The following is a 24,506-nucleotide window of genomic DNA, read 5'->3' on the forward strand; positions in this document are numbered from 1 at the left end:
ATTTTACCAAACCAAACTATATATTAATTTTTGAACCATTGATATTACGAAGAAAGCTATAATTGGTGAAAAATCTATTGGAATATCTATATATCTAAACAAAACTTCTCTAATTGGTCCTACTAAAGGTTCAGTAAACATACTTAATACCTCATATGCTTTTGAATACCTAGCTCCTGGAAACCAAGACATTAAACATTGTATTAAAATAAGCCAAGTTAGTATGTTTAAAAGCTTAATAAGTAATACGGCTATCATTTGCATGTTTTTTCTCCTTTATTTATTATTTTTGCCACGGAAAAAATGCTTTACTTTCTAATTCTTTTTTAATATTTGCGTCTATGTCCACATTGTTTGGCGCTAATATAAATATTGATTTAGAAACCTTTTGCATACTTCCATCTAATATATATACTGCTCCACTTATGAAGTAGTATATAGATTTTTTTAGTTCTGGCTCTTCTTCTACACCTTCTAGGTTAACAATTACAGCTCTTCTTTGTCTTAAATGGTCTGCTATTATAGTCACATCATCATATTTTTTAGGTTCAGCAATAACCACTTTCATTTGACTGTTAGTATGTATATTAACTACTTTACTACTTCTTGTTACATGAGAGTTAGCAGCTTCTAATTTAGGTTCATCTTGATCTTGTTCTTCTTGAATACCTTCGTATCCTTCTTCTTCTCCATCATATTCTTCTTCATCAATTGACATCCAATCTTTAAACTTCTTTATAAATCCTTCACTCATTTTATATTCCTCCCTAATATTTTCTATTTATTATAATTTCTTTGACCAAATATAGAAGTTCCTACTCTTATAATAGTAGCCCCTTCTTCTATAGCTATTTTATAGTCATGACTCATTCCCATAGATAAAGTATCCATTTCTACATTTGACAAGTTTAAATCCTCAATTTTCAATGATAAATTCTTTAAACCTTTAAATGCTTTTCTTATTTCTTCTTCATCATCTATAAAAGGAGCCATTGTCATTAAACCTTTAATACGTATATTTTTATAATTAGTAGATACATTTTTAATAAAATCTATTACAAACTCTTCCTCTAATCCATGTTTACTTTCTTCTTTTGATATATTAACTTGAACTAAACAATTAATTACCTTGTCTATTTTTTCAGCTCTTTTTTGAATTTCTTCACATAAAGCTATTCTGTCTAAGGAGTGAATCATATAAGCTTTATCAATTATATACTTTACCTTATTAGTTTGTAGAGTACCTATTAAATGATATCTAACCTTATCACCAATAACTTCATATTTTCTAGCTAACTCTTGAGGTTTATTTTCACCTATATCTGTAATTCCTGCATCTATAGCTTCTAAAACCTTATCTACATCCACAGTTTTAGTAACCGCCATTAAATTTACTTGTTCTTGTCTATTACTTTCTTTTCTTATATCATCAATATTTTGTTTAATGGATATTATATTATCTTTAATTGACATAATTACCACCTTCTTATTTGTTTTACTAGTTAATCTTTGCAATTCTTTTATTAATAAAATTAGGTTTTAAAATGATTCTATCATGTAATTTAACCGTATTTATTCCATTAGCTTCATTGCTTCTAAAGTCCACATATATATAAATATCGTCTTCAAAAGAAATTCCTTTAATTTCTATAAATTCAGGTTTATTATTTTCTTCATTTATAACATATAAACCTATTTTATTATCTTTTTTAACTAAAGATTCTTTAGGTATTCTTAAAGCTTCCATTTGTTTATATATTATATCAAATTCTTCCACTCTTGTATCATAAATTCCAATATTTTGTTGTGTAAATTTAGCTATTATAATAGAATAATTATCCTTTTTATATATTTTATATATTTCTCCATTTATTTCATTATCCTTAATTCCAATTTTAACACTATCACCTTCATTAAACAACTTGTTATCCTCTCTTATAAACGCCATATAACATTCGTTATTATTTATCACTCTTGCTATAATAGTGCCTTGTTTTATCTTTTTATGGTTAGCTGTAGTTGATGTATAGTTATTACTTGCATTATCTATATCTTCTTTAGTGATATGGGATAAATACTCACTATTATATTTATTTTCATTGTTGTCATATTTGTAAGAAATAATTCCAGATGTACTTGCATAGTAGTTAGTAGAATTAGATTTGATTTTTTCTTCTAATATATTTAGCTCCTCTTTTTTTACAGATAATATCCCTATTTTTAGTGAATTATTTTCACTTTCCAAATGTTTTATTTCTTCTTTCAAATTTTCTAGTTCTTCATTAATAGCTTCATCTATATTGTTATTATATACAGTAGCTATATTTTGAGATTTTTGAACTTTTTCATTACTGTTTACTAATAAAGATAGCGTTCCATTAGTATCACTTTTTATTAAATATTCATCTCTTATAACAATACCTTTTTCCTTAGTTTTCATAGTATAAAAATCATCTTTTAGTACTAGTACAGATGTATTTAATCCTATTAGTAAACCTACTCCTTTAAATATTAAGTATATAAATACTCCTAGTATAAAAAGTCTAGAATATTTTATCTTCTTCAACGGATTCACCCCAGTATTTAAATAATATTCTTATTTAAAAGTAATTAATTTATAATTTCTTTAAATATTATTTAAATCCTTCTTAATATGCAAATAGATTTACTTTTTAATCCTTATCTTCAGTACAAATTTCTTCTTTTTTCTTGCAAAAACTTAATTTTGTCTCAGATATGACAACTGCAATAGATATAAAAACAAATCCTATAGCAAGTTTTGTTGTAATTTGTTCATTATAAACTATAATGGAAAATATAACCCCAAAAACAGCTTCCAAGCTTAATATTAAGGCTGCTGATGATGGATTTGTATGTTTAATTCCTATACTCTGAAAAAGAAGACCTATTGCTGTTGCAAATATACCAAGATATATTACTCCAAATACTGCTGTTTTGTTATACTCTACAGGAAATCCCTTTGTAATTATAACTACTATCCATGATAATATTCCCACAACTGACAATTGTATTATGGTTAATATTAAAGCATCTTTACTTTTACAGTAAATGGATGTAGCTATAATATTTGCTGCTGCAAAAAATCCAGATAATATAGTAGCTAAATCTCCACCTGTTATATATAAGTTTTCATTTAATGATACTAATCCTATTCCCATTATACATACAAAAGCTGCAATGAAGTTGTATTTATCTGGCTTTTCTTTTATTACTATCCAATATAAAAACGGTACTATTACACAGTATATAGCAGATAAAAAAGCACTTTTCCCTGGAGTTGTATCTAAAGTTAATCCAAATACTTGCATCCAAAAGCTAATAAATAAAGTTATTCCCATCACTATACCACCCTTTAAATATCCTTTGTCTATTACCTTTAATTTTTTATAATAAATTAATATTAGTGCTAAGGATCCTACAGAAAATCTTAATGCTAAAATAAAACTTGCGCTCATACTCACTGTTGCATCTTTTACTACAACAAATGTGCTTCCCCAAATTAATGCAGCCAAAAACAAAGCAATTTTTGACCAAATATATTTTTTATCTTTCACTTTATATCTCCTTATAAAATAAATAATTTTCAAATTAAATTTTTCTATAATAATGTAACTATTATTATCATACCATAATGGGATATATTTCCAACCAAATAATATATCTTTATACATACTTTACTTTCTTTAGATAAAAATAAGATAATAAATTGTTGATTAGGAGGAAATAATATGCCTGAAAAGAAATTATATTGCAAAGCAACTAATTGTGCTCATAATCGCGATGAATATTGTCGTGCTGGTTACATAAATGTAAGAGGTAATTCTGCATTAAAAACATCCGAAACTACTTGTTCAACATATTTTGCTGATAGTGTTGGCTTTTTTACTAGTGCAATAGAAATAGGTGGATACACAACCCCAGAAAATATAGTTTGCGAAGCTTGTAATTGTATTTATTACGATGACACGCGTTGTACTGCAAATAGCGTTCTTATTAATTCGCATTTTTCATCATGCGAAACATTTAAATGTGAATAATAACAAAAAAAGAGAGATATTAATCTCTCTTTTTTTGTTATTTAAATTAAAATTATTTTATAACATCAGTACCCATATATGGTCTTAATACTTCTGGTACTACAACTGATCCATCAGCTTGTTGATAGTTTTCAAGTATAGCTGCAACTGTTCTACCTACAGCAAGCCCTGAACCATTTAATGTATGACAATATTCAGCCTTAGAGTTTTTATCTCTTTTAAATCTTATACCAGCTCTTCTAGCTTGGAAATCTTCACAGTTTGAGCAAGAAGATATTTCAACGTATCTATTATATGATGGCATCCATACTTCTAAGTCATATTTATATGCAGCAGTAAATCCTAAATCCCCTGTACATATTCTAACAACTCTATATGGTATGTTTAATTTTTGTAATAAATATTCTGCATTAGCAGTTAATTTTTCTAATTCATCATATGAAGTTTCTGGCGCAACTATTTTAACCATTTCAACTTTATTAAATTGATGTTGTCTAACAAGACCTCTAGTATCTCTACCTGCAGAGCCTGCTTCTGATCTAAAGCATGGAGTATAAGCAGTATAATTTAAAGGTAACTCATCATATGATAATATTTCATTTGCAACTATGTTTGTTAATGGTACTTCTGAAGTTGGTATTAAGTAGTAATCAGTACCTTCAACTTTGAACATATCTTCTCCGAATTTTGGAAGTTGTCCAGTTCCTATAAATGAGTTTGTGTTAGCCATAAATGGTGGTATAAACTCAGTATATCCTTGTTCTTCTGTATTTGTATTTAAGAAGAAATTGGCTACAGATCTTTCTAATCTTGCACCTTTATCTCTATATAATGTAAATCTTGAACCAGTTATTTTAGCACCAGTTTCAAAATCTAAAATTTCTAAATCAGTACCTATATCCCAGTGAGCTTTGAAATCAAAATCAAATTTTCTCGGTTCTCCCCATTTTCTAACTTCTACATTATCTTCATCAGTATCACCTTGTGGAACGTTTGCATTCGGAACATTTGGTATTCTAAGTAATCTATATTGTAATTCATCTTGAACTTTTTTAACTTTTTCATCTAAAGCTTTTATGTTTTCAGATAATTCTTTAAGCTTAACTTTTTCCGCTTCAGCTTCCTCTTTTTTCCCTTCTTTCATTAGTTGAGGTATTTTCTTTTGTTCAACGTTCATTTCACTTTTTAAAACCTCAACTTCTTTTAATAATTCTCTTCTTTGATCATCAAGTTCTACAACAGCATCAAGGTCAAATTCTTTTTCCCCTCTTCTGTCCATAGATTTTTTAATATCTTCTAGATTTTCTCTTATCCTTTTGATATCTAACATTTTCTTTCCTCCTACATTTTATGTACAAATTGAATTATGTATATTCCCTAAGAAATATAAAAACATAAAGTATAATCAATCCATTTTAACTATATTTTAAGCATTATAAATTATATTGTCAAATAATTTAACTTCTATTATAATGAATTTCAATATTATTACTTTATCATATATAAGATTATAACCAATAATATTAATTTTTTCACATATTATTCTAAAAAATATAAAAAAAATGGTTCTTTATAAATAAAGAACCATCTTTTTATTAATTATTTACATTAATAATTAATAAAATTCAATTCATATTAGTCAACATTTTGCTGACTTCTACCTTCCCAGAAATCAGCATTTTTAATTCCCAGAGGTACTGGATCAAATGTGATTTCATCACTAGATTTCCCAGACTTCATCTGAGATTCGTAGTCTTTGAAACACTTCATTACTATATTTGAAAGTAATAGTATTGCTACTAAATTTAACCATGCCATAAGACCAACACCTATATCACCCATTGTCCATGCAAGTCCTGCAGACTTAACACAACCAAAGAATGTCATACCAAGTAATACTAATTTTAAAGCATGAGTAGCCATTATATTACCTTTACCAGTTACCCTTTTAACTATATAGTTTAAATTAACTTCAGCTATATAATAGTAAGCCATTAATGTAGTAAATGCAAAGAAGAATAATGCTATGGCAACAAATGCTGCACCAAATCCATTTATTAATGTGTTAACAGCACCTTGAGTATAAGCAGGTCCTATTTGATCAACTGTATATTGAGTACCTGCATTATATAATACTGTACCATCACCATTGAAAGTAGTATAGTTATCAGTTATTAATATCATAAATCCAGTTGCAGAGCAAACGAATAATGTATCAACATATACTGAGAAAGCCTGAACAAAACCTTGTTTTGCAGGGTGAGATACTTCAGCAGCTGAAGAAGCTTGTGGTCCAGTACCTTGACCAGCTTCATTTGAGTAAACTCCACGTTTTACACCCCAAGCTATAGTAGAACCTAATATACCTGCAAAAGTTTGTTCAGCACCAAATGCTGATTTGAATATTGTAGCTATAACTTCTGGTAAATGACCTATATTAACTATTATTATAATTAAAGCCATTAATATATATGCTCCACCCATGAAAGGAACTATAAATTCTGCAGCAGAACCTATTCTTTTAATTCCACCAAATATAACTATTCCAACTAATATAACTAATGCAATACCTGTTATTGTAACATTAATACCAAATGCATTATTTACAGCAGCAGCTATTGAGTTAGATTGAACTCCCGGTAATAATATACCTATAGCTATAACTGTAACTATAGCAAATACCATACCGTAAGCTTTAGACCAACCTTTTTTACCAAAGCCTTTTTCTATGTAGTAAGCTGGACCACCACAGTATTGACCTTCATGCTCTTCTTTATATAGCTGGCCTAATGTAGATTCAGCAAATGCTGAACCTGCTCCTAGGAATGCTATTGCCCACATCCAAAATAATGCTCCTGGACCACCCCAAGCAATAGCTGTAGCAACACCTGCTATATTACCCGTTCCTATACGTCCCGCTAGTGCAGTACAGAAACCTTGGAATGATGAAATACCTTGTTCAGATTTTTCACCTGCGAATAATAAATGTACCATTTCTTTGAGATTTCTAATTTGAGAGAATCTAGTTCTAAGAGAAAAATAAATCCCAGCACCTAGACATAAGTAAACTAGTGCATTACTCCATACGATGTTATTGACCGCATTAACTATGTTTTCCATAAAACCCCTCCTAATAATAAAATTTGTCCCTAAAAAAATTAATATACCTGCGAGTAAAAGATATATTTATTAAATTATATTTTTAACACTTCATTTTATAACTAAAAAGAATGCTAAAAACACATACCTTAATACTCATATTTAAATTAATTCTAGGTTTACTCCAAATTTCCTCTTTTTATTTTCATTTTTCTCAAAATTTTCTGAATCATTTTCCCAGTATAACTATTCTGATTTAACTATATATTCCAAATTATAATAAAAATTAAAAAACATATAAAATTATTATATTTTATAAAAAAGAGCTAAATTTATTATATTCAAAATTTAGCTCTTTTTTATTATTTCAATATTGAATTTTTGTATCAAAATTATTTTTATAGCAAAATAGTTATTATATTACTACTACCTTCATTAATAATTTTCTGTAAAGTTTTTTGAATTTTACATCTTATTTCTTCAGGCATAGTATACAATTTACTTTGTAATTGCTCTTTTACCAAATCATTTAATGATTTACCAAACATATTTGATTCCCAAATTTCAGCTGGATTTTGTTCAAACTCTTCAAGTAAATATTTGATCATTTCTTCTCCTTGATTTTGATTTCCAACTATAGGAGATACTTCCGTTGAAATATCTGCTTTTATTATATGAAGAGAAGGTGCATTTGCTTTTAATTTAATTCCATATTGTTTTCCTTGTTTTATAATTTCTGGTTCTTCTAAGCTAAGTTCATCAAGAGATGGTGCAACAACTCCATATCCTAAAGTTTTTGCATCACACAAAGCACTTTCTATCTTATCATACTCAACTTTAACCTTTGATAATTTTGTAATTAAATTAAGTAATTGACAGTCTCCTTCAATTTTAAATCCACTTTGTTCTTCTAATATTTCATAGAACAATTCTTGCTTTGTACATACATCAATATTTATTACTCCTTCACCAAGACTTACATCATCTACTTCACAATCTTCTAAGAAAGGTAATTCATTAAATCCATGTACTACAGAATCTATATCTCTTATTTTATCAATAGATGCTATAGATTGCTTTAAAGTATTAATAATATTATTCTTAATCCAGTGATTATTAGGTAATCCTTCTACCCAATCTGGTAAATTAATTCTAATTTCAGCTAATGGGAAATCATATAAAACTGTTTCCATAACTTCCTCTATATCATTTTCATCCATTTGGTCCACATCCATAGGTATTACAGGAACAGCATATTTTTCTTCTAAGTCATGTCTTAAAAATCCTGTTTCTTCACTATCTGGATATTTAGTATTTAATACTACTGCAAATGGTTTCTTTAATGCTTTTAATTCTTTTATGACTCTTTCTTCTGGAATTATATAGCTACTTCTATCAATGCCTGTAACAGATCCATCTGTAACTATTACAATTCCAATTGTAGAGTGATCTTTGATAACTTTTTTTGTTCCTATTTCTGCAGCTTTTTCAAAAGTCATAGCTTCTTTTGACCATGGTGTAGATACTAGTCTTTGCTTTCCGTCTTCTTCATGACCTAAAGCCCCATCAACTATGTATCCTACGCAGTCCACCATTCTGACTTTTAGAGATACAGTGTCTTTAATTTTTATTTCAACGCCATCAGCTGGAACAAATTTAGGCTCAACTGTCATTATGGTTTTACCTGAACCACTTTGAGGTATTTCATCTTTAGTTCTTTCTCTTTTGAAGTCATTTTCTATGTTAGGTAACACAAGGGTTTCCATAAATCTTCTAATAAACGTTGATTTTCCTGTTCTAACAGGTCCAACAACACCTATATATATGTCGCCTTGAGTTCTTTTAGCAATGTCTTCATATATATTGTTCATAATAATTCCCTCCTGCATATAATTTCTTAGTTAATTATATTTCAGGAGGGAATTTTTTATTACATATATATTTATACCTTATTTAATAAATATCTATTATTTGAATAAGCCGTTATTAACTACTTCTTCCATTTCATGCTTCTTTGATCTAGTCATTAGTTCTAGAACAGCTTCATTAGGATTAGCACCTTCATACAAAACTGAATATATAGCTTCTGTTATTGGCATATCAATATTTAAATCTCTAGAAACTTTATATGCTACTTCTGTGGCAGTTATTCCTTCGACTACCATTTGAACTTCATCTAATGTTTCTTCTAAAGATTTACCTTGACCCATAAGTATACCAGCTCTTCTATTTCTACTATACATACTTGTACAAGTAACAATTAAATCACCTATACCTGCAAGTCCCGTAAAAGTATTCACGTTAGCTCCCATAGCAACTCCAAGTCTTCCGATTTCTGCAATTCCTCTTGTCATTAAAGCTGCCTTTGTGTTATCTCCATAACCTAAACCATCACACATTCCTGCACCAAAAGCTATAATATTTTTTAATGCTCCACCAAGTTCTACCCCTATTATATCAGGATTAGTATAAACTCTAAGAGATGGGCTCATAAAAGCATCTTGTACTTCCTGAGCATATTTTATTTCTTCACAAGCTGCAACTAAAGTGGTTGGCATATATTTAGAAACTTCCTCTGCATGTGAAGGTCCCGATAATGTTACATAAGGATTATTAGGTAACTCTTCTTTCACCACATCTGAAAGTCTAAGTCCACTTCCTTTTTCTAAACCTTTTGCCACATCAACTAAAATTTGCTCATTCTTAATGAAAGATTTAATTTGATTACACACGCTTCTTACTGCTTGAGATGGAACTGCAAGTACTACAATTTCACTATCTTTTATAACTTCCTCTAAATCATTAGAAACTATTAAGTCTTCTGGGAAAACAACATCCGGTAAAAACTTACTATTTTTTCTAGTGTCATTTATTTCTTTAACTTGATCATTATCTCTCGTCCACATGAAAACTTTATAATTATTTTTATGTAAGCTAAGAGCTAGTGCACTACCCCAGCTTCCAGCACCTATAACACACATCTTCTTCATAATAAACACCACCTAGTATAGTAATTTAATTTTTCTTTTGTCCTATTTTTCTTTCTGTACCATTTAGTAATCGTTTAATATTTTCTTTATGGGTTATTGCTACTGATATGGTTAAAAACAATGTAACTAAAATACCTTCAGTATTATGATTTATAAGCATGATTATAAGAGATAAACCAATACCTAGTATAGAGCCTAAAGAAACATACTTAGTTATAGCTACTATTATTATAAAAAATCCTAAACATATTAGCGCAACTAGAGGGTTCATTCCTAGCATAGATCCTAAAGAAGTTGCAACACCTTTACCACCTTTGAATCCAAGAAAGACAGGGTAATTGTGACCAAGTACAACAGCAACAACTGCTAAATAAGCACAAATGCTTTGGTCTATATTAACGCCATAAGCTATTAACTTTGCTATTAATACTGCTATTAACCCTTTCAAAACATCTCCAACAAAAGTTAATGCTCCTGCTTTTTTACCTAATGTTCTAAGTACATTTGTAGAGCCCGCATTACCAGAACCCTGAGTTCTTATATCAACTCCAGCAATTCTCTTTGCTACTATATATGAAGTTGATATATTCCCAAGAAGGTAGGCAATTATAATTATACTTAAATAAATTAACATATTAACCTCCTAAAGTTTCTACCTTTTTCTATCCTTTTCCCTATATTCAAATTGCATTGATGTTCCTTCAAATCCAAAGTTTTCTCTTATTTTATTTTCTAAGTATCTTTGGTATGAGAAGTGAGTTAAATCTTTACTGTTTATATATAAAGTAATCTTTGGTGGCTTAGTTCCCGTTTGAGCACCATAGTATATTTTAAGCCTCTTACCTTTATCTGATGGTGGTTGATTAAGCATTACAGCTTCACCAATTACATCGTTTAATTGAGAAGTACTTACACGCTTAGAGTGTTCTGCCGCTACTTTATCTACTGTATCTAGTATCTTGCTCATTCTTTGGTTAGTTAGTGCTGATACAAATAATATTGGAGCATATTTCATGAATGGGAACATATCTCTTATCTCATTTGTATAGTTTCCAAGTGTCTTATTGTCTTTTTCTACTAAATCCCATTTGTTTACTACAAATATGCAAGCTTTACCTTCATCATGAGCAATACCTGCAACCTTTGTATCTTGCTCTGTAACACCTTCTGTAGCATCTATAACTATTAACACTACATCAGCTCTAGACACTGCAGACATAGCTCTAAGTACTGAGAATTTTTCAACTCTTTCATATACCTTACTTTTTCTTCTTATACCAGCTGTATCTATTAATAAATACTGTTGATCACCTTTTTCAAAATATGTGTCAACTGCATCTCTTGTTGTTCCTGCAATTGGACTTACTATAACTCTATCTTCTCCTAATATTTTGTTAAGGATAGATGATTTACCTGCATTAGGTTTACCAGTTATAGCAACTCTTATTATATCTTCGTTATACTCAGTATTTAATCCTTCTGGGAAGTTTTCAACTATTTCATCTAATAAATCTCCAAGCCCCATAGCATTGGCACTTGATATTGGATGTGGCTGTCCCAGTCCTAATTCGTAGAAGTCATATATATTGTCTTCTAAGTTTATATTATCTATTTTATTTACAGCTAAAATAACTGGTTTATTTGTCTTTCTTAGCATTAATCCTACTTCTCTGTCTGCAGAAGTTATTCCACTTTTTCCATCAACAACAAACACTATTACATGAGCCATATCCATAGCAAGCATTGCTTGATTTCTCATTTGAGTTAGTATTATATCGTCATTTTCAGGCTCAATTCCTCCTGTGTCTATTAATGTGAAGTACTTGTTTAACCACTCTACTTCTGTAAATATTCTATCTCTAGTAACACCTGGTGTGTCCTCTACTATTGATATTCTTTTTCCTGCTAATTTATTAAATAACGTAGATTTTCCAACATTTGGTCTACCTACTACTGCAACTATGGGTCTATTATCCATATTTATTCTCCTTCCTATTTAGTTATCTTGTCTACTACATCAGTACCTTCATTTTCACATGGTACTACTTCTAAATTTAATTTTTCTTCTAATTCTTTTAAAGTTATATTGTCTAAGAAAATTTCTTCATCAGCTTTCATCATAGACCTAGTAATATACAATGCTTCACCTAAGTCTTCATTTTTCAATTGATCGATTAAATCAGTAGCCGTTAAAAGTCCGCTAACTGTTATTGTTTCTCCAAAGAAATTATTTTTAATTTTATATACATTAATTTCTATATTTTTAAATTTCTCCATTATTTTATTAGCCATACGGCACATAAATTCATGAGCAGATTTTCCTGTTGCAATGGATACTTTTTTTGTTTTACACAATTTAATATCAGAAATTGTATCTAAATATTGCACAATTTCCGTTCCCATTTTTGTTATCATTCCAACACCATCTTCAAATTGGTCAAATCCCTCATATTCACCATATTTTAATAATGGCCTTTTTGCAAGAATATAAAACTCATCTGATAAAAATGCAAATCTAGTATTTAATTTATACAAATATTTTTCTTGTAATTTATGAATTTGATCAATAGCATCTCCTGCACTTTTTTCATCAAAAATATCAAGTCTAGCAAGATTATCTCTATATCTAGTAATTCCAACTGGAACAATAGCTGCACTTTTCACATAAGGATGTAAGCTTGATAAATCTTCCAATGTTCTTTCTAACTCTTCTTTATCATTATATCCTGGACATAATACAATTTGAGCATTCATTTCAATACCTGCGTCTGCAAGTCTTCTCATTATATCTATTAGCTTTCCTGCAAATTTATTGTTTATCATTTTTCTTCTTAATTCAGGATTTGTAGTATGTACAGAAATATTTATTGGACTAATTCTATATCTTATTATATTATTAATATCATCCTCACTCATATTAGTTAAAGTAACGAAATTTCCTTGTAAGAAAGATAGTCTTGAATCATCATCTTTAAAATAAAGTGTTTCTCTCATACCTTCTGGTAATTGGTCTATAAAGCAAAATACACATTTATTTCTGCAACTTTTAGCTTTATCTATTATAGGATTAGTAAATTCTATGCCTAGTTCTTCATCATAATCTTTTTCAATTTCGTATAAATATATCTTTCCATTTTTTTGTTTTTGAATTTCTAGCTCAATATATTCTTCACTTATTAAAAATCTATACTGAATTATATCTTCAACTCTTTCTTTATTTACAGATAGAAGTATATCACCAACTTCAATACCTATTTCATCTGCAATACTATCCTTATAAACTTTACTTACTATATTATTAATATTTTTTACGTTTACTTCCATTTTGCATATCACCACTTTTCCACATAAATGTATTATCTAATTTTAGATGTAAATACATCATTTAATCATACATGATTTAAAAAAATTAGTCAACTTGTATCTACACTCCCATCTTATAAATTAACAAAAGGTACCCCTAAGGTACCTTAATGTCTTACTACTATAAGAATTTCCTCAGTTATTTGATGAACCATACCATCCACACATTTTGCAACTAATAAAGCTTTATTTTGCATGTCATCATCATCACTTGCATAAAATAGAGGACATCCTCCTGATATACTCATATTTTTATCTGTAGTTATTACCGCCAAGGTATATGAATTGATACCTATATCATTTCCCATCTATTTAATTTCCTTTCCTTCAATTTTCAGATTTTTTAATGCTAAGTTTTTACCTCTAGCACTATCAAGTATTGGGCAAGATTTAACTGCCTCTATTACTTTTCTTTCATCTCTTTCCATTGGTATAAACGCTATATAAATAGCTTGACTAGCTGGATCTTTTCTTGGTATAGGAGTAAAGGCAGGCTCATCATTTTCTTTAAGAACTCCAAGTCTTGAATATAAATTATAGCATATTGCCTGTCTTTGACCAGGATAATTTAAAATACCTGCATTAGCATAGCTATTATTTTTAGGTCTTATTTCAATTCCTATACCATCTTTTAAATACCTCTCTCTATCTCTTTTTAAACCAACATTTGTTATCCCCTTTAAGTTGCCAACTTTTAATAAAGTCCCATTAACAAAACTAATATCTACAATAGATACTTCTGCTATATTAGCTATACATTGTCTTGATAATGCTTTTTTAAGAAGAAAAGCTATTGATAGACCAATTATAGTGCTTATTATTGTAGCTGAATTATCACTAATATTAGTTTCATTGCTTAGTCCATAGAAACATGCAACTGTTATAAATGACGTTACAATACACATATAATTTCTCATTTCATAAGTTCTAGCTATTTCTTCAATAAATGAATTTCCTCTAGGAACTAACTGAGTAGGTTCCAAATCTTGTAAAGAATGTCTTCTACTACTTCTTACTTGTCTAAATTGTTCTGCTGCTAAGGATAAAAATGTAATTGATGTATAAGATCTATTTATCAAAGCTGGAATTAATAATGCTCCTAGTGAAGATGCCACAAAAGCTAATACTATTTGTGTCGTTAATATATTAGGTTGGGTTGGGTATTGTTTATCATCAAGATTTAACATTATTAATCTTGAAATAACGCCTATTGTTAACCCTATAAAAAATATTTTGTCCATTTACTCACCTCTTTTAATCACTTTTATTTAAAAAGTAATGGTTTTTTCTTATAAGCACTTTGTTTACCTTTTGATGTACCTATAATAGGAGTGCTTCCAGCTGCTTTAATAAAAGTTATTTCATCTTTCAATAAAGGTATCATAACCATTACAACTGATTTCTTTTTTAGATTAGTTTTAGCTATAGCTAGTAAATCTCTTTCATCTATATCTTTGTCCATACCAAGCTGAATGTAAATATTATGTATTATAGCCTTTTGTTGGCCAATGTCATTTATTGTTCCAAAGCTGTCCATATCCTTAGGCACTATTTCTATGGCAACTCCCTTTTCTAAATATTTTTTTCTGCTATCTTTAAGTCCGATATTTCCCATAATCACATCATTAACTTTCAAAAGAGGTCCATCAAATGTTATTTTTCCTAGATATACATCTGCTAAATCATTAACACTTTGTCTTCTTAAAATTTTCCTAAATATAAGAGCTACTATTATTCCTCCTATAGTCGAAGTAATAGTACAAATTAATACACTATCATCATATATTCTTGAAATAAATATGTATATCAAAGAAGCTATCAAAGCCGAAAACAAGCTAACATAACTTCTTGCTTCATAAGTAGATGCAATTTCATCAATATATGGCTGTCCTTTGTCTATTAAGTCATCATTTTCAATATTTTCTAAAGTAATCTGTTCTTGTTGTGATAAACTCTGAAACTGCTGTATACCTACTGCTAAAAAAGTTAACGCTGAAAACTCTTTGTCTATTAATGCAGGTAAAGCTACAGAACCAAGAGATGCTGCCAACGCTGCCACTATTATTTGTTCTACATAATCTTGTGGTCTTGATGGGTATTGTTTATCTTTAACTCTTAGTACGAAAAATCTACATAAGGTTCCTATTACCATAGCTGTAATAAAAGCATGTCTAAATAGAGCATCATTTATTTGACTATCATTCATAAAACTAAATCCTCCTAATAATTTAATACTTTTAGAATAAATTTAAAGTTACTTTCTAAAAATCTATAAATTTAGTTTGTGCAAAAAATAAAAAAAATTTCCTACTAATCTAGGAAATTTTTTTTGGTAATTTTATTATGAATCTGCTACCCTCTCCAAGTTCGCTTTCTACACCAATGCTACCCTTTAGAGAATGAACAATATGTTTTGTTATGGCAAGACCTAAACCTGTACCTCCTACAGACCTACTTCTAGCCTTATCTACTCTATAAAATCTTTGGAATATTTTGCTTTGGTCTTCTTTTGGAATACCTACTCCGTTATCTATAACTTCTATTACTATTTCATCATTTTTTGTAAATTGATTTACAGTTACTTTCCCTCCTTCTGGAGTATATTTTATAGCATTATCTATCAAATTAAGAAGTAACTGTTTCAGGTAATCTCCATAAGCTTGGACTACTATTTCTTTATCTTCAAAATTATATTGCAAATCAATTTTTTTTGAATTAGCTATATAATTTATCATCTCATATACTTCTTTAAATACATCATAAAGTATTATATTTTCCATTACTAAATTATTTTTGCTTTCTATTGATGATAATAAAAGTATATCTTCTATTAATCTTTTTAGTCTATCTGATTCTTTCTGGATTATAGCTAAAAACCTATTTCTTTTATTTACGGGTAACTCTTCATTCATTATTAAGGTTTCTACAAATCCATTTATTGATGTTAAAGGTGTTTTTAGTTCGTGACTTACATTAGCCACAAAATCTCTACGCATATTTTCTAATTTTACAATTTCTGTTATATCTTCTATATTAATTATAGAACCTATAATAGCATTTTTAGAGTTTTGCAGATATACAGGATCAATTTTTATTCTATAAACAGTTTCATCATCTAAGGTCACATTATTACTATGATTTTCTTTGCTTCCAATATATCGTTCTATACCTCTTAAAATGTCATCTATCTTAATTACTTGTTTTAGATTTTTCCCGTCTTCTTTTCTATTACATTTACTTTTTATCATTTTACGAGCTTCATCATTAATCAAAATAATATTACCATCAATATCAATAACTATAATTCCATGTGAAATACTTTTAAGCACTGAGGTAAGTTGAAGATGCTTATACTCAACTTCTTCAAGTGTATTTTCCATTGTTTCCATCATAAAATTGAAGTTCCTAGCAAGCTCTCCTAATTCCCCTCTAGCTGATGTTTGTAATCTTGAATGAAATTCTTTATTACTTACTTTCTTTGATAATTTAATGAAACTTTTTAAAAATCTTCTTATCGTTATAGTGTATCTATATAGAAGTATAGCCACGCTACAAGCTAGTAACATAATAAAAAAGTAAAAACTGCTAACAGGTTCCATATATATTCTCCATTTCTTACTCTATTTTATATCCTATTCCTCTAATAGTTTCAATATATTTTTCATTACTATCTGAACTTTCTATTTTTTTTCTTAAATATCTAATATGAACATCTACTGTCCTAGTTTCACCATAAAACTCATATCCCCAAATTTTATCTAATAAAAAGTTTCTAGATAAAACTTTCCCTTTGTTTTGAAGTAAAATTTTTAATAAATCAAATTCCTTAAGAGTTAAATCTAGTTTTTCTCCATTTTTAGTTGCTTCATGTTTTATTAAATCTAGTTTTATATCTTTTACTGTTAATATTTCTTCTTCTCTTGGCGAATTCATATTATATCTTCTTAAAACAGAGCTTATTCTAGCTAATAATTCTTTAATACTGAAAGGTTTTGTTATATAATCATCTGCACCACCTACTAAGCCTTCAACTTTATCACTTTCCATATTTTTAGCTGTAAGCATAATAACAGGTATGTTCTTAAGATCCTTATCTCCCCTTATTTTCTTCAATACGTCTATACCACTTATATTTGGTAACATCCAATCAAGTAGTATTAAGTCTGGTTTATTTTCCTTTGCTTTTAAAAAACCATCAAATCCATCATAAGAATAGTCTACAATATAATCTGATGTTTCTAAATTAAATTGTAGTAGTTCTACTATATGCTCTTCATCATCAATCACAAGGATCTTAGTACTCATTATTATTCCTCCCTATCTAATTTGAATCATCGTTCCTATTCTCTTTGATGTTTTATCATGCTTTCTATAAGAATAGAATTTATCATGATTACAATTAGTACATATTTGAAGATTTATTATATTTTCTTCTTTAACTTTACAATCCTTTAACATAAGTTCGTTAATTTTCCATAAATCCAAATAATATTTATTATCTTTTATTATATCGAATTTTCCTGCATGATTTGCTAAATTTGTGTTAAATCTTTCAACTAAATCTTTTGAAACCTCATAACAGCATGGACCTATAGATGGTCCTATTACACATATTAAATCTTTTGGGTTAGAATTATAATTGTTTGTCATTTTTTCTAAAGTTTTTTCACTTATATTATCATAAGTACCTCTCCACCCTGCATGAGCTACCCCTACGGCTTTATTAACCGGATCAATAATTATAATAGGCACGCAATCTGCTGTTAATATTAATAATGGAATTTGAGGAATATTAGTAATTAAAGCATCTCCATCTATCCTCTGACCTATATTATTTTCATCAATTTTATTAACAATACTAGAATGAATTTGAGAATTCCTTGTTAAATTAATTAAATTAAATTCTTCTCGTGTAAATGTCTTAAATAAATCATCTTCGTTTTTTGCATCTATATTAGTTGTTGTTATAACTAAATTCACAAAATCTAATTCTTTTTCTATTCTATCTACAGTTATGTAGTTTTTCATTTTATTTATCCTTCTCCATTAATATTGTTTTTAATTCATTTACAAAAGTATTTATATCTTTAAATTGTCTATAAACAGATGCAAATCTAACATAAGATACTTCATCTATATCTTTTAGTTTGTCCATAATCATTTCACCAATTATTTTTGTTTCTATCTCAGTCATATAATTTTTATTTATTTCATTTTCTATATAAGATACTACACATTCAATTTGATCAATTGAAACTGGTCTCTTTTCACAAGATTTTATTAGACCATTTTTTATTTTTTCTCTATCAAAATACTCTCTTGTATTATCTTTTTTTACCACCATAACAGGTGTTGTTTCAATAGTTTCGTAAGTTGTGTATCTTTTTTTACAAGATTCACACTCTCTTCTTCTTCTAATAGAATTGCTATCTGTATGTCTTGAGTCTACAACTTTAGACTCCTTATAGTTACAATAAGGACATTGCATAATATTCCTCCTTAGTTAAGTTAGTTTAAATTTTTATTTCATCAATGTCTAATTTTCTTTCTGAGCCTATATTTACTATTATTGTGTCACATCCTATTTTTAATATATCATTCCAAAATATCACATCTACATCCATTCCTCTAGAAAAAAATCCCCCACTACTTTCTCCTGTAGTTGAAAAAGATACAACTTTGCCTTCATTAACATCTATGTCTATGTCTGTAATAAAACCCATTTTCTTTCCATTTTTTACATTGATAATTTCTTTATCCATTATATCAGATACTCTTATCATATTATAACATCCTCCTTAAAAATACAAAAAAAATATATTTCTCTCTTAATAATTTTTATGCAAAAAAATCCTTAGTATTCTTCTACTAAGGATTTATTCTTAATATTTAATCATAATTAAATGTACTTTCTCATATTTTTCAGTGCATTTTTTTCAATTCTTGAAACTTGTGCTTGAGATATTCCTATTTCATCTGCTACTTCAATTTGAGTACGACCTTTATAAAATCTCAAATCCAATACAAGTTTTTCTCTGTTATTAAGTTTTTTTATTGCTTCTTTTAATGCTATTTCTTGAAGCCAGTGCTCATCAGTATCTTTTTTATCCTGAACTTGATCCATTACAAATATGGCATCTCCATTATCTTGGTACACAGGATCAAATAAAGATATAGGATCTTGTATAGCATCTAGTGCCATAACAACAGATTCCACATCTAATTCTAACTCCTTTGCTATCTCTGAAACTGTTGGTTCCTTTGAATTGCTTCTGATTAATTTTTCTCTAACTTGAAGAGCTTTATAAGCAATGTCTTTTAATGATCTACTAACTCTTATAGGATTATTATCTCTTAAATATCTTCTTATTTCACCTATTATCATTGGAACCGCATAAGTTGAAAACCTAACATTTTGACTTAAATCAAAATTATCTATAGCTTTTATAAGACCGATACAACCAATTTGAAATAAGTCGTCAATATTTTCTCCTCTATTGTTAAACTTTTGAATGATACTTAGAACTAGTCTTAAATTACCCCTAACAAACTGTTGTCTAGCTTCTTCATCGCCTGCCTTAATTTTAACTAGAAGGTCCATCATTTGAGCATTTTTAAGAACTGGCAATTCTGATGTATTTACACCACAGATTTCAACCTTATTAATTTGCATAAGTTTCAGTCCTCTCTTAAAAGATTCTTTATATGAAATTATTTACATATCATATATTTTTATACTTTTATCGAGATTTTATTTAATTTATACAAACTTTTTCATTTCCTTTTTTAACCTACTAATAATTTTCTTTTCAAGTCTAGAAATATAAGATTGAGATATACCAAGGATATTAGCTACTTCCTTTTGTGTTTTTTCATTTCCTCTTGTACTTAAACCAAATCTTAATTCCATAATTTGCTTTTCTCTATCTGATAATTTATCCAAAGCCATAAATAATAAATTTTTATCTATTTCCTCTTCAATAATTTTATATATTTCATCATTTTCTGTGCCCAATACATCTGATAGTAACAATTCATTACCATCTAAATCAGTATTTAGAGGTTCATCGAATGAAACTTCTGCCTTTTTTTTATTATTTTTTCTAAGGTACATTAATATTTCATTTTCTATACATCTAGATGCATAAGTTGCTAATTTAATATTTTTATTGGATTTAAATGTATTAACGGCCTTTATAAGTCCAATGGTTCCTATTGATATTAAATCTTCAACATCTATACCTGTATTTTCAAACTTTCTAGAAATATACACTACTAATCGAAGATTTCTTTCTATTAAAATAGTTTTTACATCATCATCCTTTTCAAGTCTATCAATTAACAATCTTTCCTCATCTGGCTTTAAAGGTGGAGGCAGTATATTTACACCGCCCATGTAATACATGCCATTAGGTTTAATTATACCTAATTTAGATCCTATCTTTACTACCCAAGAGTTTATTTTCAACTTCATTTTCATTAATGTTAATTTCAATTATAACCCTCCCCCGTTTTTAGATCTAAGAAAGTATACTTGGATTTAATATGACATTATAATTGTCGTCTTTAAAATTAGATATACCAAGTACAATGTTTCCTATCTTTTTATTATCGATTTGTAAATAGTCGGCTTTAAATCCCAGTATCATACTAGTCTTATTACTAGTAGCATGATTATAAGGAATTAGCCTTATCCTAGATGATATATCTTCACTTAAATTATTGATCATTTCCTCTACTAAGAGTACATCAACATATTCATAATTATAATTTTCAGGCAGATACTTTTCTAATAAAGAAGAATTCACCATAATTACATCACTTTTACTTAAAGGATCTTTTAGTAAGTTTCCACTATCTAAAAATGCAATACACTTAAATTCTTCTCCAAGAAGCGAAATTGTCACTTCTTTAGTAAATTCTTTAATATGATTGATGAACGTAATATCCGAATATATTTTCTTTAGTATAAGACAACTAATATATACAGAAACTATTATAAATGAGATTTTTATATGTTCTATACCTGTAAAATAAATTATAAAATATGTACTTCCACAGATAAAAAAATTCACTAAAAAAAATATGGTAAGTATTCTTATAAATTCATTTTTATCTTTATAAACAAATGATATTAATCCTATAATTACAATAAATATTACTTTTGAGGGTAATGTATATAATAAATAAAACCTTGGAAGTAAATAAATCACACAATAAATAGTTCCAACTATTGCTCCTATTATTTTTTTTTTATAAGAATTTGTATTTTTTGTAAGTATAGAAGTACAACTTATAATAATATAATTTATTAATAGGTTTTCAATAATGTAAAGATCTAAATACATTAATTACTCCCCCTTTTTATGTTTATATTATAAGCTAGTATAAAAAAATAATATGTCACTTTTAACAGTCGAAACTCAATTACTTTAATATAAAAAAACACAAAAAAAGGAAAAATTCTTCTTTTTCCTTTTTTAAATAATATTTTACTTCTTTTTAATTAGTATAAAAAAACATATATTGTTCATAATTTGTTATAATTAATAACTTTCTTTATAATTAATAATATGCAACATGAATAAATATTATAACAAAAAAATAAGAAGCTTAAGCTTCTTATTTGACTATGTATATAAATTATTTTCTATTTCTTCTCAAGAAAACTGGAATTGGTGGTAAATCATCATCTATATCATGATCTGGCTTTTTAGCTTCCACTTTTTCCTCTACTTTTTCTTCTTTTGTTACAACAACTTCTTCTACATTAGCTTTCTTAGTTGCTATTTCCGAAGGTCTATTAGTACCTCTATTTTTAAATGAATCCTCAAATCCTTGAGATGGATTAGTTTCAAATCCTGTTGCTATTACAGTTATAGTAATATCTTCTCCTAAATCTTCTCTTATAGATGTACCAAATATTATATTTGCTTCTGGATCACATGATTCTGTAACTAAACTTGATGCTGCATTAGCTTCAAATAATGTTAAATTAGCTCCACCAGCAACATTAAGTAATACTCCTTTAGCTCCTTTTATAGAAGTTTCTAATAATGGAGATTGAATAGCTTCTTTAGCAGCTTCTATAGCTCTATTTTCTCCACTAGCAGTACCTATACCCATGTGAGCTAACCCTTTGTCCTTCATTATAGAAGTAACATCGGCAAAGTCTAAGTTTATAAGTCCTGGCATTTTTATTAAGTCAGATATAGATTGTATACCTTGCTTCAATACATTATCTGCTATAGAGAATGCATCCACCATTGATGTATTCTTTTGTACTATTTGTAAAAGTCTATCGTTAGGTATTGTTATTAACGTATCCACATTAGCTTTTAAATCTTTTATACCTTCTTCAGCATTTTTCATTCTTATTTTACCTTCAAATCCAAAAGGCTTCGTTACAACACCTACAGTAAGTATCCCCATTTCCTTAGCTAATTTTGCAACTATTGGTGCAGCACCTGTTCCAGTTCCTCCACCCATACCTGCAGTAACAAATACCATATCTGTTCCGTCAAGTAATCCTACTATTTGTTCTCTACTTTCTTCAGCAGCTTTTTTTCCTACTTCTGGCTTAGCTCCCGCACCTAATCCTCTAGTTAACTTTTCTCCGATTTGAATTTGGTTTTCTGCCATAGACGATAATAGTGCTTGCTTATCTGTATTTATAGAAATAAAATCTACTCCTTTTACTTCTTCTCTTATCATTCTGTTAACAGCATTGTTTCCACCGCCACCAACACCAATAACTTTTATAACAGCATCATTGTTGTCTGTTTCTATATCAATTCTATTATTATTCATTATTTTTTAACCTCCCTATCTTCTGAATTAAACAGTCATGTATTATGATTATACCATTTTACTTGTATTTTTTGTTAAATTACTATCTTGTTCCATAAAAATACCAATTCTTATTCTTGTTATTAAATATGTAAAATAGATATTTAGCAATCTGTATTGTATATTGTCAAATAATATGGATAAATATTTTTTAAAATAATATAATATAAAAGCGTCTTATTCTCTATATTATTATACTCTTAATATCAATGATTTGAAAATAGATATTTCCTAATTTTATGAAAAATTTCAAATATTTATCTATTATGCTTACGAAAACATTTTTTTGTAATTAATTTACAACATTTATCTACTTTAAATTTTACTGTGAAACTGTGGTAATATTCAAGTGATTTTTTCACAATATTAATGCATTTTTTCTATTTTTTAAATAATTTTATTAATCTGAATATGGACTATATAGTAAATATTTGTCATAAGTAAAATCTACCTTTCCATAAAACTCTTTTCTATTTTGCAAATCTATCATAACCTTGCTAAGCTTTGCTATGTTTTTTTCTATGTTATTATCCTTATTAAGACATATAGTAAGCCCTGTTTTCCCCTTCATGATAATTTCTTTTTCTTTTGTAAAATTAACTGTTTTAATTTGTAAAAGTATGTTTTCCTCATCTAATTTTTTATATAGTGTTATAAGTTTATTCTTATCATTTGCATTATCAAATTTTAAAGTTTTATTATTTAATGTATAAGCAATAGAAATAACTAATTCATCATTTTTTATCTCTTTTAATTCATCTACAAGTTTTCCTTGATCATCTATATAGCAATAAGATTTACCGTTATACAAAGATCCAATAATATTCTTTTCTTTTACATCCACTATAAGCTTGTTTGGTACCTTTCTTTTAATATTACAATCTTTAACATAGGGACTTTCTTTAACTCTGTTCTCTAAATTTTGTAAATCATAGAAAAAAATATTCTTATTTTTTTCTAAACTCAATAAGTTATTGACATCCTCTTGTGACAAATACTTATTATTACTTATCACCACTTGTTTTAAAAAAAAGAAGTCACTTTTTAAGAAGAAACATGTTCCTAATGTTAGTAGCAAAGAAAAAAATAAAATTCCCATAAGTTTATTAGTATTTATCTTTCTTCTTTTTTTCAAACACACCCCTCC

At 28.1% G+C, this 24,506-nt stretch carries 26 protein-coding genes; 1 reads left to right on the forward strand and 25 read right to left on the reverse strand.

Annotated elements, in window-relative coordinates:
• Window positions 1-3: 3 nt before the first annotated feature.
• From TVTCOM_RS14650 to TVTCOM_RS14670, 5 genes are all read right to left on the reverse strand, one after another.
• Entirely contained in the window at window positions 4-264 is a 261-nt protein-coding gene (locus tag TVTCOM_RS14650; RefSeq protein WP_434797011.1) for a YggT family protein, read from the reverse strand.
• A gap of 19 nt (window positions 265-283) precedes the next feature.
• A complete protein-coding gene (locus tag TVTCOM_RS14655) occupies window positions 284-754 on the reverse strand; it encodes a cell division protein SepF (RefSeq protein ID WP_434797012.1) in 471 nt (156 codons plus the stop codon).
• Window positions 755-777: 23 nt separating this feature from the next.
• Window positions 778-1,476, reverse strand: coding sequence for a YggS family pyridoxal phosphate-dependent enzyme (locus TVTCOM_RS14660; protein WP_434799751.1), 699 nt, complete (start codon window positions 1,474-1,476; stop codon window positions 778-780).
• A gap of 22 nt (window positions 1,477-1,498) precedes the next feature.
• Complete coding sequence (locus tag TVTCOM_RS14665; protein ID WP_434797013.1) at window positions 1,499-2,566, reverse strand: HlyD family efflux transporter periplasmic adaptor subunit; 1,068 nt, start codon at window positions 2,564-2,566, stop codon at window positions 1,499-1,501.
• Window positions 2,567-2,672: 106 nt separating this feature from the next.
• Window positions 2,673-3,575: a DMT family transporter gene (locus TVTCOM_RS14670; RefSeq protein WP_434797014.1), complete on the reverse strand. Its 903-nt coding sequence runs from the start codon at window positions 3,573-3,575 to the stop codon at window positions 2,673-2,675.
• 174 nt (window positions 3,576-3,749) lie between these two features.
• Between TVTCOM_RS14670 and TVTCOM_RS14675 the strand changes: the two genes are divergently transcribed.
• Window positions 3,750-4,058 (forward strand): DUF1540 domain-containing protein, encoded by a 309-nt coding sequence (locus TVTCOM_RS14675; protein WP_434797015.1) that lies wholly within the window; start codon window positions 3,750-3,752, stop codon window positions 4,056-4,058.
• 52 nt (window positions 4,059-4,110) lie between these two features.
• Here TVTCOM_RS14675 and serS read toward each other — a convergent pair whose 3' ends face one another.
• The 20 genes from serS to TVTCOM_RS14775 form a co-directional block, all read right to left on the reverse strand.
• Window positions 4,111-5,388, reverse strand: coding sequence for a serine--tRNA ligase (gene serS, locus TVTCOM_RS14680; RefSeq protein WP_434797016.1), 1,278 nt, complete (start codon window positions 5,386-5,388; stop codon window positions 4,111-4,113).
• Between the two features lie 305 nt (window positions 5,389-5,693).
• The gene (locus tag TVTCOM_RS14685; protein ID WP_434797017.1) at window positions 5,694-7,178 is read right to left on the reverse strand and encodes an alanine/glycine:cation symporter family protein; all 1,485 of its coding nucleotides are present in this window, start codon (window positions 7,176-7,178) and stop codon (window positions 5,694-5,696) included.
• A 377-nt stretch (window positions 7,179-7,555) separates the two neighbouring features.
• Window positions 7,556-9,031 carry a stage IV sporulation protein A gene (gene spoIVA, locus TVTCOM_RS14690; protein WP_434799752.1) on the reverse strand — a complete coding sequence of 492 codons (1,476 nt, stop codon included), beginning with the start codon at window positions 9,029-9,031 and terminating at the stop codon, window positions 7,556-7,558.
• Between the two features lie 93 nt (window positions 9,032-9,124).
• Window positions 9,125-10,147 carry an NAD(P)H-dependent glycerol-3-phosphate dehydrogenase gene (locus tag TVTCOM_RS14695; protein WP_434797018.1) on the reverse strand — a complete coding sequence of 341 codons (1,023 nt, stop codon included), beginning with the start codon at window positions 10,145-10,147 and terminating at the stop codon, window positions 9,125-9,127.
• Window positions 10,148-10,172: 25 nt separating this feature from the next.
• The gene (gene plsY / locus TVTCOM_RS14700; protein ID WP_434797019.1) at window positions 10,173-10,781 is read right to left on the reverse strand and encodes a glycerol-3-phosphate 1-O-acyltransferase PlsY; all 609 of its coding nucleotides are present in this window, start codon (window positions 10,779-10,781) and stop codon (window positions 10,173-10,175) included.
• An 18-nt stretch (window positions 10,782-10,799) separates the two neighbouring features.
• Window positions 10,800-12,125 (reverse strand): ribosome biogenesis GTPase Der, encoded by a 1,326-nt coding sequence (der, locus tag TVTCOM_RS14705; RefSeq protein WP_434797020.1) that lies wholly within the window; start codon window positions 12,123-12,125, stop codon window positions 10,800-10,802.
• Window positions 12,126-12,139: 14 nt separating this feature from the next.
• Window positions 12,140-13,471, reverse strand: coding sequence for a DUF512 domain-containing protein (locus tag TVTCOM_RS14710; protein WP_434797021.1), 1,332 nt, complete (start codon window positions 13,469-13,471; stop codon window positions 12,140-12,142).
• 146 nt (window positions 13,472-13,617) lie between these two features.
• On the reverse strand, window positions 13,618-13,818 hold the full coding sequence (locus TVTCOM_RS14715; protein ID WP_434797022.1) for a capping complex subunit for YIEGIA: 201 nt from the start codon (window positions 13,816-13,818) through the stop codon (window positions 13,618-13,620).
• Window positions 13,819-14,751, reverse strand: a complete 933-nt coding sequence (locus tag TVTCOM_RS14720) for a YIEGIA domain-containing protein (RefSeq protein ID WP_434797023.1) — start codon at window positions 14,749-14,751, stop codon at window positions 13,819-13,821. It abuts the gene before it with no gap.
• A gap of 23 nt (window positions 14,752-14,774) precedes the next feature.
• Complete coding sequence (locus TVTCOM_RS14725; RefSeq protein ID WP_434797024.1) at window positions 14,775-15,716, reverse strand: YIEGIA domain-containing protein; 942 nt, start codon at window positions 15,714-15,716, stop codon at window positions 14,775-14,777.
• 109 nt (window positions 15,717-15,825) lie between these two features.
• Window positions 15,826-17,109, reverse strand: a complete 1,284-nt coding sequence (locus TVTCOM_RS14730) for a HAMP domain-containing sensor histidine kinase (RefSeq protein WP_434797025.1) — start codon at window positions 17,107-17,109, stop codon at window positions 15,826-15,828.
• A 16-nt stretch (window positions 17,110-17,125) separates the two neighbouring features.
• Window positions 17,126-17,815, reverse strand: a complete 690-nt coding sequence (locus TVTCOM_RS14735; protein ID WP_434797026.1) for a winged helix-turn-helix domain-containing protein — start codon at window positions 17,813-17,815, stop codon at window positions 17,126-17,128.
• A gap of 12 nt (window positions 17,816-17,827) precedes the next feature.
• Window positions 17,828-18,538: a peptidoglycan editing factor PgeF gene (pgeF, locus tag TVTCOM_RS14740; RefSeq protein WP_434797027.1), complete on the reverse strand. Its 711-nt coding sequence runs from the start codon at window positions 18,536-18,538 to the stop codon at window positions 17,828-17,830.
• Window position 18,539: 1 nt separating this feature from the next.
• Window positions 18,540-18,998, reverse strand: a complete 459-nt coding sequence (gene nrdR, locus TVTCOM_RS14745; RefSeq protein WP_434797028.1) for a transcriptional regulator NrdR — start codon at window positions 18,996-18,998, stop codon at window positions 18,540-18,542.
• 25 nt (window positions 18,999-19,023) lie between these two features.
• A complete protein-coding gene (locus TVTCOM_RS14750; RefSeq protein WP_434797029.1) occupies window positions 19,024-19,293 on the reverse strand; it encodes a YlmC/YmxH family sporulation protein in 270 nt (89 codons plus the stop codon).
• A gap of 116 nt (window positions 19,294-19,409) precedes the next feature.
• Window positions 19,410-20,183, reverse strand: coding sequence for an RNA polymerase sporulation sigma factor SigG (sigG, locus tag TVTCOM_RS14755; RefSeq protein ID WP_074915187.1), 774 nt, complete (start codon window positions 20,181-20,183; stop codon window positions 19,410-19,412).
• 87 nt (window positions 20,184-20,270) lie between these two features.
• Complete coding sequence (sigE, locus tag TVTCOM_RS14760) at window positions 20,271-20,990, reverse strand: RNA polymerase sporulation sigma factor SigE (protein ID WP_434799753.1); 720 nt, start codon at window positions 20,988-20,990, stop codon at window positions 20,271-20,273.
• Between the two features lie 40 nt (window positions 20,991-21,030).
• The gene (locus tag TVTCOM_RS14765) at window positions 21,031-21,858 is read right to left on the reverse strand and encodes a sigma-E processing peptidase SpoIIGA (RefSeq protein ID WP_434797030.1); all 828 of its coding nucleotides are present in this window, start codon (window positions 21,856-21,858) and stop codon (window positions 21,031-21,033) included.
• A 295-nt stretch (window positions 21,859-22,153) separates the two neighbouring features.
• Window positions 22,154-23,320 carry a cell division protein FtsZ gene (ftsZ, locus tag TVTCOM_RS14770; RefSeq protein ID WP_434797031.1) on the reverse strand — a complete coding sequence of 389 codons (1,167 nt, stop codon included), beginning with the start codon at window positions 23,318-23,320 and terminating at the stop codon, window positions 22,154-22,156.
• Between the two features lie 439 nt (window positions 23,321-23,759).
• On the reverse strand, window positions 23,760-24,494 hold the full coding sequence (locus tag TVTCOM_RS14775; RefSeq protein ID WP_434797032.1) for a cell division protein FtsQ/DivIB: 735 nt from the start codon (window positions 24,492-24,494) through the stop codon (window positions 23,760-23,762).
• Window positions 24,495-24,506 lie beyond the last annotated feature (12 nt).

Source organism: Terrisporobacter vanillatitrophus (assembly GCF_051148895.1).
Lineage (GTDB): Bacteria > Bacillota > Clostridia > Peptostreptococcales > Peptostreptococcaceae > Terrisporobacter > Terrisporobacter vanillatitrophus.

Excerpts from the sequence above, each read along its gene's own strand:
- pgeF (WP_434797027.1), bottom strand. The coding sequence starts at position 18,538 with ATGAAAAACTACATAACTGTAGATAGAATAGAAAAAGAATTAGATTTT.
- TVTCOM_RS14720 (WP_434797023.1), bottom strand. The coding sequence starts at position 14,751 with ATGGACAAAATATTTTTTATAGGGTTAACAATAGGCGTTATTTCAAGA.
- TVTCOM_RS14750 (WP_434797029.1), bottom strand. The coding sequence starts at position 19,293 with ATGATAAGAGTATCTGATATAATGGATAAAGAAATTATCAATGTAAAA.
- TVTCOM_RS14650 (WP_434797011.1), bottom strand. The coding sequence starts at position 264 with ATGCAAATGATAGCCGTATTACTTATTAAGCTTTTAAACATACTAACT.
- TVTCOM_RS14655 (WP_434797012.1), bottom strand. The coding sequence starts at position 754 with ATGAGTGAAGGATTTATAAAGAAGTTTAAAGATTGGATGTCAATTGAT.
- TVTCOM_RS14710 (WP_434797021.1), bottom strand. The coding sequence starts at position 13,471 with ATGGAAGTAAACGTAAAAAATATTAATAATATAGTAAGTAAAGTTTAT.
- sigE (WP_434799753.1), bottom strand. The coding sequence starts at position 20,990 with ATGAAAATGAAGTTGAAAATAAACTCTTGGGTAGTAAAGATAGGATCT.
- TVTCOM_RS14725 (WP_434797024.1), bottom strand. The coding sequence starts at position 15,716 with ATGAATGATAGTCAAATAAATGATGCTCTATTTAGACATGCTTTTATT.
- sigG (WP_074915187.1), bottom strand. The coding sequence starts at position 20,183 with ATGCAAATTAATAAGGTTGAAATCTGTGGTGTAAATACATCAGAATTG.
- TVTCOM_RS14685 (WP_434797017.1), bottom strand. The coding sequence starts at position 7,178 with ATGGAAAACATAGTTAATGCGGTCAATAACATCGTATGGAGTAATGCA.
- TVTCOM_RS14765 (WP_434797030.1), bottom strand. The coding sequence starts at position 21,858 with ATGTATTTAGATCTTTACATTATTGAAAACCTATTAATAAATTATATT.
- der (WP_434797020.1), bottom strand. The coding sequence starts at position 12,125 with ATGGATAATAGACCCATAGTTGCAGTAGTAGGTAGACCAAATGTTGGA.
- plsY (WP_434797019.1), bottom strand. The coding sequence starts at position 10,781 with ATGTTAATTTATTTAAGTATAATTATAATTGCCTACCTTCTTGGGAAT.
- serS (WP_434797016.1), bottom strand. The coding sequence starts at position 5,388 with ATGTTAGATATCAAAAGGATAAGAGAAAATCTAGAAGATATTAAAAAA.
- nrdR (WP_434797028.1), bottom strand. The coding sequence starts at position 18,998 with ATGCAATGTCCTTATTGTAACTATAAGGAGTCTAAAGTTGTAGACTCA.
- TVTCOM_RS14715 (WP_434797022.1), bottom strand. The coding sequence starts at position 13,818 with ATGGGAAATGATATAGGTATCAATTCATATACCTTGGCGGTAATAACT.
- TVTCOM_RS14730 (WP_434797025.1), bottom strand. The coding sequence starts at position 17,109 with ATGGAACCTGTTAGCAGTTTTTACTTTTTTATTATGTTACTAGCTTGT.
- TVTCOM_RS14695 (WP_434797018.1), bottom strand. The coding sequence starts at position 10,147 with ATGAAGAAGATGTGTGTTATAGGTGCTGGAAGCTGGGGTAGTGCACTA.
- TVTCOM_RS14735 (WP_434797026.1), bottom strand. The coding sequence starts at position 17,815 with ATGAGTACTAAGATCCTTGTGATTGATGATGAAGAGCATATAGTAGAA.
- ftsZ (WP_434797031.1), bottom strand. The coding sequence starts at position 23,320 with ATGAATAATAATAGAATTGATATAGAAACAGACAACAATGATGCTGTT.
- TVTCOM_RS14675 (WP_434797015.1), top strand. The coding sequence starts at position 3,750 with ATGCCTGAAAAGAAATTATATTGCAAAGCAACTAATTGTGCTCATAAT.